This window comes from Streptomyces sp. NPDC057136 (genome assembly GCF_042670885.1).
GTDB lineage: Bacteria > Actinomycetota > Actinomycetes > Streptomycetales > Streptomycetaceae > Streptomyces.
Window position 1 is genome coordinate 17,455 of record NZ_JBHUUV010000063.1, and the last position, 11,041, is coordinate 28,495.

An 11,041-nucleotide genomic window follows, 5' to 3' on the forward strand; every position below is an offset into this window, starting at 1 on the left:
TACGGTGGGAGCACCATGAGCGCATCTCAGCCACCTCAGTCTCCTCCGTCTCCTGAGCTCCCTGAGTCCCGTCAGGGCATCGACGAACCCACCCTTCTCGTGAAGATCTTCGGGAAGGACCGTCCCGGTATCACCGCCGGGCTCTTCGACACACTCGCCGCGTACTCCGTCGACGTCGTGGACATCGAGCAGGTCGTCACCCGGGGCCGCATCGTCCTGTGCGCCCTGGTCACCGCCCCGACCTCGGGCGGTACCACCGAGGGCGACCTGCGGGCGACCGTGCACAGCTGGGCCGATTCGCTGAAGTTGCAGGCCGAGATCATCTCCGGCACGGGCGACAACCGGCCCCGTGGCTACGGCCGTTCCCATGTGACCGTGCTGGGCCACCCGCTCACCGCCGAGTCGACCGCCGCCATAGCGGCCAGGATCACGTCGACCGGCGGCAACATCGACCGGATCTTCCGGCTGGCGAAGTACCCGGTCACCGCCGTCGAAATCGCCGTCTCCGGCACGGGCACCGAGGAGCTGCGGACCGCGCTGGCGACGGAGGCCGCGGAGATCGGTGTCGACGTCGCCGTCGTATCGGCCGGGCTGAGCCGCCGGGCGCAGCGTCTGGTCGTCATGGACGTGGACTCCACGCTCATCCAGGACGAGGTGATCGAGCTCTTCGCGGCCCACGCGGGCTGTGAGGACGAGGTCGCCGCCGTGACCGAGCAGGCGATGCGGGGCGAGCTCGACTTCGAGCAGTCGCTGCACGCGCGGGTCGCGCTGCTCGCGGGGCTCGATGTGTCGGTGGTGGACAAGGTGCGGGCCGAGGTGCGGCTGACGCCCGGCGCCCGCACCCTGATCCGTACGCTGAAGCGCCTCGGCTACCAAGTGGGCGTCGTCTCCGGCGGATTCACCCAGGTCACGGACGACCTGAAGGAACGTCTCGGCCTCGACTTCGCCTCCGCCAACACGCTGGAGGTCGTCGACGGGAAGCTCACGGGCCGGGTCGTCGGCGAGGTGGTGGACCGGGCCGGCAAGGCGCGGCTGCTGCGGAGCTTCGCCGAGCAGGCAGGGGTGCCGCTGGCCCAGACCGTGGCGATCGGTGACGGTGCCAACGACCTGGACATGCTGAACACGGCCGGGCTCGGTGTGGCGTTCAACGCCAAGCCGGTCGTGCGCGAGGCCGCGCACACGGCGGTGAACGTCCCGTTCCTGGACACGGTGCTGTATCTGCTCGGCATCACGCGCGAAGAGGTCGAGGCCGCCGACGGCCTGATCGACTGAGCGGGGACGACACAGGGAAGGGCCCCGGCGCAGCATCCGCGCCGGGGCCCTTCCCTCGTCGTCTCGCACTCAGTCGTTCGGCGTCCAGTATGCGACCAGCTTGCCCACACCGTGCTCCAGCGACTTCCAGGTGCCGGAGAACTCGACGACGCCATAGGCGGCGGTCGGGAACCCGTCCCGGGCCACCCTCGCCAGCGCGTCTCCGGTCGCCGAGCCCGAGAGGGCGTCCACGGCGGCGTGCATGCCGGGGTTGTGGCCGATGACCAGGAGGTTGCGCACCTCGTCCGGAGTCTCGTTGAATGCGGCAATCAGTTCGCCGAGGGAGGCGTCGTACAGCCTCTCCTCGTACACGGTCCTGGGACGGTGCGGGAACTCGTGCACCGCGAGCTTCCAGGTCTCGCGAGTCCTGACGGCGGTCGAGCACAGGGCCAGATCGAAGTCGATGCCGGAATCGGCGAGCTTGCGGCCCGCGACGGGCGCATCTTTGCGGCCGCGTTCCGCCAAGGGCCGCTCGTGGTCGGATTCCTGCGACCATTCCGCTTTTGCATGCCTGAGAAGGACGATCCTGCGAGGTGTATCGACGCTCATACACCTCAGCTTCGCACGAAATGTGCCTCCTGGCGCAGGGTGTTGACCTGCTCCCCCGGTCCGGGTGAATCACTCGACCGGCCCACCGGGCGGGCGTCAGCGGGAGAGCAGGTCCATGATCTGCGCGAGCAGTCGGCCGAGCGCCGGATCGCCGGTGGAGGCACGTGCCTCGCCCGGACCCGCGATCAGCAGCAGGAGGGCGGCGAACGCAAGCGCGGGCAGCGCGACGGCCCACCACGGCAGCCGGACCTCGACGCTGTCCGACGCGTGCGTGATGGACCGGGTGTGCGTACGGACCGGCATGTCGCCTCCGTGGGTCTTCGGTTCGATACTCAGAACCTACGGACCCGGCGGCGCCGGTCCCATCCGGTGATCCACCCACTTCACCCTGACCCTGTCCCCCTAGGGGATGGTGGAGCTAGCCCCACCCCCGGAACGTCAGGGGGAGGCGATGGAAGCGATCACACCGATGATCACCGTGATGAGCAGCATCGCCCCGAAGACGAGGAGAAGCTTCTTCTGGCCGTTCTGGGGGTTCGGATCGAGCACAGGAGACATGGCTTCAGTCTCGCATCTCAGCATTCGTCCTCGATCGTCCGGTCCCGTCCGGCGAGTACGCCCGCCACCATCTGCGGCAGTATGAGCGCCGCCATCAGGCCGATCGGCAGCCCCCAGCCGCCGCTGTGCTGGTAGAGCACGCCGACGAGCAGCGGACCCGGGATCGAGATCAGATAGCCGGTGGACTGGGCGAAGGCCGACAGCCTGACCACGCCCGCGCCGGTGCGCGAGCGCATGCCGATCATCGTGAGCGCGAGCGGGAAGGCGCAGTTGGCGATGCCGAGCAGCAGCGCCCAGACCCAGGCGCCGTCCGCGGGTGCGAGGTACAGGCCCGCGTAGCCGATGAGGCCGCAGATGCCCAGGAAGACGGCGATCGGACCCTGGTTCCGCATGCGGGAGGCGACGCGGGGGATGACGAAGGCGAGCGGCACTCCCATCGCCATGGTCACCGCGAGGAGGACGCCCGCGGTGCCTGCCGAGACCCCGGCGTCGCGGAAGATCTGCGGCATCCACCCCATGGTGATGTACGCGGCGGTGGCCTGGAGGCCGAAGAAGGAGGCGAGGGCCCAGCCGGTCCTGCTGCGGGTGATCCGGAGGGCAGGGGCGTTCTGCTGCTGGTGGGCGGAGGGCTGTCCCGGTGCGTTGCCCCGGTCCCGTACGAGAAGAATCCACGGCAGGACCGCGGCGGCGGCGAGCACGGCCCAGATCGCCAGCCCGGCCTTCCAACTGCCGCCGAGCGCATCCGTCATGGGCACGGTGATCGCCGCGGCGAGCGCGGTGCCCAGGGCCAGGGCCATGGAGTAGAGGCCGGTCATGGTGCCGACTCGGTCCGGGAACCAGCGCTTGACGATCACCGGCATCAGGATGTTGCTGACGGCGATGCCCATGAGGGCGAGGGCGCTGGCCGCGAGGAAGCCGGCCGTGCCGCCGATGAAGGGGCGGATCGCCAGGCCCGCGGCGATGGCCACCATGCCCGCGCAGACGACCGCGCCGGCCCCGAAGCGGCGGGCGAGCCGGGGCGCCATGATGCCGAAGAGCGCGAAGCAGAGCGGCGGTACGGAGGTGAGGACACCGGCGACGCTGCCGCTCATGCCGAGCCCGTCCCGTACCTCTTCGAGGAGGGCGCCGAGGCTGGTGATGGCGGGGCGGAGGTTGAGCGCGGCGAGGACGAGGCCGACCATGACCAGCCGCAGCAGCCACGGGGCCGGGCCTGCGGGGGCCGCCAGGGGCAGCGGGTCGGGGCGGCTTGTTTTCGGGCTCAGGGTCCGTGTCTCGTCGTCGGGCATGTCGCCCATCATAGAATCATGGGATGATTGGTTGTCCAATCACGAACAAGGAGCACCATGGCGCTGACGTCTCCGCGGCGTTCGGCACTCGCCGATCAGGTGATTGCCCAGCTGAGGAATCAGATCACTTCGGGCGAGTGGCCCGTGGGTTCGCGGATTCCCACCGAACCCGAGCTGGTCGAACAGCTGGGGGTGGCCCGCAACACCGTCCGCGAGGCGGTGCGCGCACTCGCGCACAACGGTCTGCTGGACATCCGGCAGGGTTCCGGTACGTATGTCGTCGCCACCAGTGAGCTGGCCGGGGTGATGCACCGGCGCTTCGCCTCCGCCGATCCGCGTCACGTCGCCGAACTGCGCTCGACGCTGGAGTCGTCGGCGGCCCGGCTGGCCGCCGTCCGGCGTACGGACCGGGATCTGCGGCAGCTCGACGCGCTGATGGCGCGGCGTGAGGAGGCCTGGGCGGCGGGGGACGCGGAGGCGTTCGTCGCGGCCGACGCGACGCTGCACCTCGCCGTGGTCGCCGCCTCGCACAACGACGTACTGACGGAACTCTACGCGGATCTGGGCGATCTGCTCCGCGACTACCTCCGCGACGACATCGGCCCGGAGCTGCGGCCGGAGAAACACATGGACCACGCGCGGCTGGTCGAGGCGATCCGGGCGGGCGACGCCGAAACGGCCGCGGCGGAGGCCGCGAGCCATGCGCTGAGCTGCCTGGTGGAACGGGCCTGAGCGGCGCCAGGGCCTTCCGAACGAGAGGCCTAGCCCGGGTGGTGGCTGACCCAGGCCGAGGTGACCTCTTTCCAGCAGCGGTCGTCGAGCCGTACGGTCCGGCCGGGCTCCACCGCGACCGCCTTGCCGTCCGCGTCGACGTCCCACCAGCGGTCGCACTCGGTGTGGAGCCGCACCAGGTCGACGGAGGGGTACGGGTTGTGGCAGTACGCGATGACGCGGGAGCCATCGACCGTCGTACGGCATTCCGAGCCCGAGGGCTCCGGGGTGGGGGCGAGGGGGGCGGCGGCCCCGGAGCCGGCCCGGTTCGCCGCGTACACGCCGACCGGGGTGACGAGACCGGCGACGGCGGCCGAGACGGCCAGCAGGGCCGAGGTTCGGCGACGTGTGGGGCGCACAGCAGTCTCCTCCCCGCAGCCTGACCAAAAGTCCGGTTCCTCCACAGTCTGCGGCGGATCGACCATCTTTTCGACTTGAGGCGGCGGGCCCGGAGACTACGGCGCCCGCGCCCCGGACGCACGACGGCCGCGTACCGCCGCCGGGAAGTCCGGGGAAGCGGTACGCGGCCGTTAGGCGCGCGAAGGGTCAGGCGCCCATCATGTGCACGCCACCGTCGACGTGGATGATCTCGCCCGTCGTCTTCGGGAAGAAGTCCGAGAGCAGCGCGACGACACCGCGGCCGGCCGGCTCCGGGTCGGACATGTCCCATGCCAGCGGGGAGCGGTGGTTCCAGACGTCCGCGAGCTCCGAGAAGCCCGGGATGGACTTGGCGGCCATGGAGCCGATCGGTCCGGCGGAGATCAGGTTGCAGCGCAGGCCGTCCTTGCCCAGGTCACGGGCGAGGTAACGGGAGGTGGCCTCCAGCGCGGCCTTGGCCGGGCCCATCCAGTCGTACTGCGGCCAGGCGTACTGCGCGTCGAAGGTGAGACCGACGATCGAGCCGCCCTCACTCATCAGCGGCTTGCAGGCCATGGCGAGCGACTTCAGCGAGAACGCCGAGACGTGCATCGCCGTGGCGACCGACTCGAACGGGGTGTTGAGGAAGTTGCCGCCGAGTGCGTCCTGCGGAGCGAAGCCGATGGAGTGCACGACACCGTCGAGCGAACCGAGCTCGTCACGGACCAGGCCTGCGAGGCGGTCCAGGTGCTCGTCGTTGGTCACGTCCAGCTCGATGACCTTCGCCGGCTTGGGCAGCTTCTTGGCGATGCGTTCGGTCAGCGTGGGCCGGGGGAAGGCGGTCAGAATGACCTCGGCACCCTGCTCCTGGGCCACCTTCGCGGTGTGGAAAGCGATGGACGACTCCATCAGCACACCCGAGATGAGGATGCGCTTGCCGTCGAGAATTCCGCTCATGGTGATCAGTGACCCATGCCCAATCCGCCGTCAACGGGGATGACGGCTCCAGTGATGTACGACGCGTCGTCGGAGGCGAGGAAGCGCACGGCTGCGGCGATCTCCCCGGGCTGCGCATAGCGGCCGAGCGGCACCTGGGCGACGATGCCCTTGCGCTGCTCCTCGGTGAGCACCTGGGTCATGTCGGTGTCGACAAACCCGGGCGCGACGACGTTGAAAGTGATGTTCCGCGAGCCGAGCTCGCGGGCCAGCGACCGGGCGAAGCCGACAAGGCCCGCCTTGGAAGCGGCGTAGTTCGCCTGCCCCGCCGAGCCGAGGAGGCCCACGACGGAGGAGATCAGGACGACGCGGCCCTTCTTGGCGCGCAGCATGCCGCGGTTGGCGCGCTTGACGACCCGGAAGGTGCCGGTGAGGTTGGTGTCGAGTACCGACGTGAAGTCGTCCTCGGACATCCGCATCAGCAACTGGTCCTTGGTGATACCGGCGTTGGCGACCAGTACCTCGACAGGACCGTGCTTCTCCTCGATCTCCTTGTAGGCCTGCTCCACCTGCTCGGTGTCCGTGATGTCGCAACGGACGGCCAGGCAGCCCGCCTCGGTGAGTTCCTTCGGCGGCTCGCCGGAGCGGTAGGTGATCGCGACCTTGTCGCCGTTGTCGGCGAAAGCGCGGGCGATGGCGAGGCCGATGCCCCGGTTTCCTCCGGTGACGAGAACCGAGCGGCTCAACGGATCACCCTTTCCTTGGCGGTCTGGTACATCGAAAACCTATCGGTACCGTGCCGCGTACGGAGAATCGCCCTCTGACAGCGCCGCCGGGCGACCTCTGTGGGATTCCTACAGAATGGCGCGGGGCACGGAAACCGGACAGCGAAATGCGAAGGCCCCGAGCGGCCGTACCCACCATGATTCACTGCGGAGACATTGCAGAGGTGGAGAAGGGGAGGCCCACGTGGCCCACGAGGTAGATCAGTCATTCCTGGCGCTGCCGCTGCGTGCCCTCGCCGACGCGGCGCTCGCACGCGCCCGCGCGCTCGGTGCGGTGCATGCGGATTTCCGGTTCGAGCGGGTACGGAGCGCGAGCTGGCGGCTCCGTGACGCCCGGCCCTCCGGGTCGTCGGACACCACCGACCTGGGGTACGCGGTACGGGTCGTGCACGGCGGGGCCTGGGGGTTCGCGTCCGGGGTGGATCTGACCATGGACGCCGCGGCGAAGGTGGCCTCGCAGGCCGTGGCCATGGCCAAGCTGTCGGCGAAGGTGATCGCCGCCGCGGGTTCCGACGAGCGGGTGGAGCTGGCCGACGAGCCCTCGCACGGTGAGCGGACCTGGGTCTCGGCGTACGAGACCGACCCGTTCTCCGTACCGGACGAGGAGAAGGCGGGGCTGCTCGCCGAGTGGAGCAGCCGGCTCCTGGGCGCCGAGGGCGTTGCGCATGTGGACGCCTCGCTGATGACCGTCCACGAGAACAAGTTCTACGCGGACACCGCCGGCACCGTCACTACGCAGCAGCGGGTGCGGCTGCATCCGCAGTTCACGGCGGTCGCCGTGGACGGGACGACCGGTGAGTTCGACTCGATGCGGACCATTGCCCCTCCGGTGGGGCGTGGGTGGGAGTACCTCACCGGGACCGGCTGGGACTGGGACGCCGAGCTGGAGCGGATTCCGGGGCTGCTCGCCGAGAAGATGCGGGCGCCGAGCGTCGAGGCGGGGACGTACGACCTGGTCGTCGACCCGTCCAATCTCTGGCTGACCATCCACGAGTCGATCGGCCACGCCACCGAGCTCGACCGCGCGCTGGGGTACGAGGCGGCGTACGCGGGGACCTCGTTCGCCACCTTCGACCAGCTGGGCAAGCTGGCGTACGGCTCCCCCGTCATGAATGTGACGGGCGACCGCACCGCCGAGCACGGGCTCGCGACCATCGGGTACGACGACGAGGGCGTCGAGGCGCAGTCGTGGGACCTGGTGAAGGACGGGACGCTGGTCGGCTACCAGCTGGACCGCCGGATCGCGAAGCTGACGGGCCTGGGCCGGTCCAACGGGTGCGCGTACGCGGACTCGCCCGGCCATGTGCCCGTACAGCGCATGGCGAACGTGTCGCTGGCGCCCGATCCCGGCGGGCTGTCCACCGAGGATCTGATCGGTGGCGTGGAGCGCGGGATCTATGTGGTCGGCGACCGGTCGTGGTCGATCGACATGCAGCGCTACAACTTCCAGTTCACCGGGCAGCGTTTCTTCCGGATCGAGAACGGCAAGCTGGCCGGTCAGCTCCGCGATGTCGCCTATCAGGCGACGACGACCGACTTCTGGGGCTCGATGGAGAAGGTCGGCGGCCCGCAGACGTATGTCCTGGGTGGCGCGTTCAACTGCGGCAAGGCCCAGCCGGGCCAGGTCGCCGCCGTCTCGCACGGCTGCCCCTCCGCCCTTTTCCGAGGCGTGAACATCCTCAACACCACGCAGGAGGCCGGACGATGAGCCGGGTCAGCAAGCCGTACGAGATCGTCGAGCGGGCCCTCGGACTGTCCACCGCCGACGGCTGCGTCGTCATCGCCGACGAGAACTCCTCCGCCAATCTGCGCTGGGCCGGCAACGCGCTCACCACGAACGGGGTGACCCGGGGGCGGACGCTCACCGTCATCGCCACGGTCGACGGCGCCGAGGGCACGGCGTCCGGAGTGGTGTCCCGCTCGGCCGTCACCGCCGACGACCTGGAACCGCTCGTCCGCGCCGCCGAGGCCGCCGCGCGCGGGGCAGGTCCTGCCGAGGACGCCCAGCCGCTGGTCTCCGGGGTGCCGGCCTCCCCCGACTTCACGGACGCGCCGGCCGAGACGGGCGCCGATGTGTTCGCCGACTTCGCCCCGTCGCTCGGTGACGCCTTCGCCCGCGCCAGGGCGGGGGGCCGTGAGCTGTACGGCTTCGCCAACCACGAGGTGACCTCGACGTACATCGGTACGTCGACGGGGCTGCGGCTGCGGCACGACCAGCCGAACGGCACCCTGGAGCTGAACGCCAAGTCCCCCGACCGTTCGCGTTCGGCCTGGGCGGGCCGCTCCACCCGGGACTTCAAGGATGTCGACCCGGCGGCGCTGGACGCGGAGCTCGCGCAGCGGCTCCGCTGGGCGGAGCGCCGTATCGAACTGCCCGCCGGGCGGTACGAGACGCTGCTGCCGCCTACGGCCGTCGCTGATCTGCTGATCTACCAGCTGTGGTCGTCGACCGCCCGGGATGCCGCCGAGGGCCGGACGGTCTTCTCCAAGCCGGGCGGGGGTACGCGGATCGGCGAGACGCTTTCCGGGCTGCCGCTGAGGCTGCGCAGCGACCCGCACGCACCGGGTCTCGAGTCCGCGCCGTTCGTGATCGCCCACGCCTCCGGGGACGGTGGTTCCGTCTTCGACAACGGTCTGCCGCTCGCGCCGACGGACTGGATCAAGGACGGCAGGCTGGAGCGGCTGACCACGACGCGGCACTCGGCGGGCCTGACGGGACTGCCCGTCGCCCCGGCCATCGACAATCTGCTGCTCGACGCCGGTGGTGAGCGGTCCCTGGAGGAGATGGTCGCCGCGACGACCGGCCGCGCCCTGCTGCTGACCTGCATGTGGTACATCCGGGAGGTCGATCCGGCGACGCTGCTGCTGACCGGGCTGACCCGCGACGGGGTGTATCTCGTCGAGGACGGCGAGGTCGTCGGCGAGGTGAACAACTTCCGGTTCAACGAGTCGCCCGTCGATCTGCTGTCGCGGGCCACGGAAGCGGGCCGTACGGAGAAGACGCTGCCGCGGGAGTGGGGCGACTGGTTCACCCGGGCCGCCATGCCGGCACTGCGGATTCCTGATTTCAATATGAGCTCGGTGAGCCTCGGCGTATGACCGCCATAGACTGACCGTTGCCATTCGATACACGTAGAGGAGACACGGAACCGTGACGGACATCGTCGACGAGCTGAAGTGGCGCGGGCTGTTCGCCCAGTCCACTGACGAGGACGCCCTGCGCAAGGCTCTCGCGGACGGTCCGGTCACGTTCTATTGCGGCTACGACCCCACCGCGGCCAGTCTCCACGTCGGGCACCTGGTGCAGGTCCTCACCATGCGCCGGCTCCAGCAGGCCGGGCTCCGTCCGCTCGCCCTGGTGGGCGGGGCCACGGGTCAGATCGGTGACCCGCGCCCGACCGCCGAGCGCACGCTGAACGACCCGGAGACGGTCGCCGCCTGGGTGTCGCGGCTGCGGTCCCAGATCGAGCCGTTCCTCTCCTTCGAGGGCGACAACGCGGCGGTCATGGTGAACAACCTGGACTGGACCGCCGGCATGTCCGCGATCGAGTTCCTGCGGGACATCGGCAAGCACTTCCGGGTCAACAAGATGCTCACGAAGGACTCCATCGCCCGGCGACTGGAGTCCGACGAGGGCATCAGCTACACCGAGTTCAGCTACCAACTGCTCCAGAGCATGGACTTCCTGGAGCTGTACCGGCGCTACGGCTGCACCTTGCAGCAGGGTGGCAGCGACCAGTGGGGCAACCTCACGGCGGGCCTCGACCTGATCCACCGCCTGGAGCCGGGTGCCGCGGTGCACGCGCTGGCGACGCCGCTGATGGTGAAGGCGGACGGGACGAAGTTCGGCAAGTCCGAGAGCGGCGCCGTCTGGCTCGACGCCGAGATGACGACTCCGTACGCGTTCTACCAGTTCTGGCTGAACGCGGACGACCGGGACATCTCGCGGTACATGCGCATCCTCAGCTTCAAGAGCCCCGAGGAGCTCGAAGAGCTGGAGAAGCTGACCGAGGAGCGTCCGCAGGCCCGTTCGGCGCAGCGTGCGCTGGCCGAGGAGCTGACCACGCTGGTGCACGGCGGCGAGCAGTGCGCCGCGGTCATCGCCGCGTCGAAAGCCCTCTTCGGTCAGGGTGATCTGGCCGAGCTGGACGAGGCGACGCTGAGCGCCGCGCTCTCCGAGGTGCCCCACGCGCGGGTCACCGAGCTCGGCCCGCTGGTCGATCTGCTGGTCGAGGTCGGTCTGGCACCGAGCAAGTCGGGTGCCCGCCGGACGGTGAAGGAGGGCGGGGCCTACGTGAACAACGTGAAGGTCGCGGACGGCGAGAGCGCTCCGGCCCGCGAGGAGCTGCTGCACGGCCGCTGGCTGGTCCTGCGCCGGGGCAAGAAGAATCTGGCGGCGATCGAGGTCACGGCCGGCTGACACCGGACGGACCGCGTCCGCTCCCTCGGACGCGCGCAGCACAGCGGCCGGACACGCACCTCGTGTCC

General features: G+C 69.9%; 12 protein-coding genes. 5 read left to right on the top strand and 7 right to left on the bottom strand.

All coding sequences use genetic code 11. The features are described 5' to 3' along the window. Positions 1–15 precede the first annotated feature (15 nt). Positions 16–1,272 carry a phosphoserine phosphatase SerB gene (serB, locus tag ACFT7S_RS37035; RefSeq protein ID WP_382740437.1) on the top strand — a complete coding sequence of 419 codons (1,257 nt, stop codon included), beginning with the start codon at positions 16–18 and terminating at the stop codon, positions 1,270–1,272. A gap of 69 nt (positions 1,273–1,341) precedes the next feature. On the opposite strand, the gene ACFT7S_RS37040 is transcribed toward serB, so the two are convergent. The 4 genes from ACFT7S_RS37040 to ACFT7S_RS37055 all read right to left on the bottom strand — a co-directional run bounded on the left by ACFT7S_RS37040 (position 1,342) and on the right by ACFT7S_RS37055 (position 3,704). Beyond that, positions 1,342–1,860 (bottom strand): SixA phosphatase family protein, encoded by a 519-nt coding sequence (locus ACFT7S_RS37040; protein WP_382740440.1) that lies wholly within the window; start codon positions 1,858–1,860, stop codon positions 1,342–1,344. A 96-nt stretch (positions 1,861–1,956) separates the two neighbouring features. Next, on the bottom strand, positions 1,957–2,163 hold the full coding sequence (locus ACFT7S_RS37045; protein ID WP_382740443.1) for a hypothetical protein: 207 nt from the start codon (positions 2,161–2,163) through the stop codon (positions 1,957–1,959). Between the two features lie 135 nt (positions 2,164–2,298). Continuing rightward, a complete protein-coding gene (locus ACFT7S_RS37050) occupies positions 2,299–2,409 on the bottom strand; it encodes an SGM_5486 family transporter-associated protein (RefSeq protein ID WP_256669232.1) in 111 nt (36 codons plus the stop codon). A gap of 26 nt (positions 2,410–2,435) precedes the next feature. Continuing rightward, on the bottom strand, positions 2,436–3,704 hold the full coding sequence (locus ACFT7S_RS37055) for a CynX/NimT family MFS transporter (protein WP_382740445.1): 1,269 nt from the start codon (positions 3,702–3,704) through the stop codon (positions 2,436–2,438). A 57-nt stretch (positions 3,705–3,761) separates the two neighbouring features. On the opposite strand from ACFT7S_RS37055, the gene ACFT7S_RS37060 reads away from it, so the two are divergent. After that, positions 3,762–4,436: a FadR/GntR family transcriptional regulator gene (locus ACFT7S_RS37060; RefSeq protein ID WP_382740448.1), complete on the top strand. Its 675-nt coding sequence runs from the start codon at positions 3,762–3,764 to the stop codon at positions 4,434–4,436. Positions 4,437–4,465: 29 nt separating this feature from the next. Here the strand turns inward: ACFT7S_RS37060 and ACFT7S_RS37065 are convergent, their stop codons facing one another. The 3 genes from ACFT7S_RS37065 to fabG all read right to left on the bottom strand — a co-directional run bounded on the left by ACFT7S_RS37065 (position 4,466) and on the right by fabG (position 6,514). Beyond that, the gene (locus ACFT7S_RS37065; protein WP_382740451.1) at positions 4,466–4,834 is read right to left on the bottom strand and encodes a hypothetical protein; all 369 of its coding nucleotides are present in this window, start codon (positions 4,832–4,834) and stop codon (positions 4,466–4,468) included. A 187-nt stretch (positions 4,835–5,021) separates the two neighbouring features. Next, positions 5,022–5,789, bottom strand: a complete 768-nt coding sequence (gene fabI / locus ACFT7S_RS37070) for an enoyl-ACP reductase FabI (RefSeq protein WP_382740454.1) — start codon at positions 5,787–5,789, stop codon at positions 5,022–5,024. A gap of 5 nt (positions 5,790–5,794) precedes the next feature. Further along, complete coding sequence (gene fabG, locus ACFT7S_RS37075; protein WP_382740456.1) at positions 5,795–6,514, bottom strand: 3-oxoacyl-[acyl-carrier-protein] reductase; 720 nt, start codon at positions 6,512–6,514, stop codon at positions 5,795–5,797. A gap of 223 nt (positions 6,515–6,737) precedes the next feature. On the opposite strand from fabG, the gene ACFT7S_RS37080 reads away from it, so the two are divergent. From ACFT7S_RS37080 to tyrS, 3 genes are read left to right on the top strand one after another with little or no spacing between them, the layout of a single operon-like run. Then, entirely contained in the window at positions 6,738–8,261 is a 1,524-nt protein-coding gene (locus ACFT7S_RS37080) for a TldD/PmbA family protein (RefSeq protein WP_382740458.1), read from the top strand. Then, on the top strand, positions 8,258–9,652 hold the full coding sequence (locus tag ACFT7S_RS37085) for a metallopeptidase TldD-related protein (protein ID WP_382740460.1): 1,395 nt from the start codon (positions 8,258–8,260) through the stop codon (positions 9,650–9,652). Before ACFT7S_RS37080 ends, ACFT7S_RS37085 begins: the two co-directional genes overlap by 4 nt. 52 nt (positions 9,653–9,704) lie before the next feature. After that, positions 9,705–10,973, top strand: a complete 1,269-nt coding sequence (tyrS, locus tag ACFT7S_RS37090) for a tyrosine--tRNA ligase (protein WP_382740462.1) — start codon at positions 9,705–9,707, stop codon at positions 10,971–10,973. The last annotated feature ends 68 nt before the right edge of the window (positions 10,974–11,041 follow it).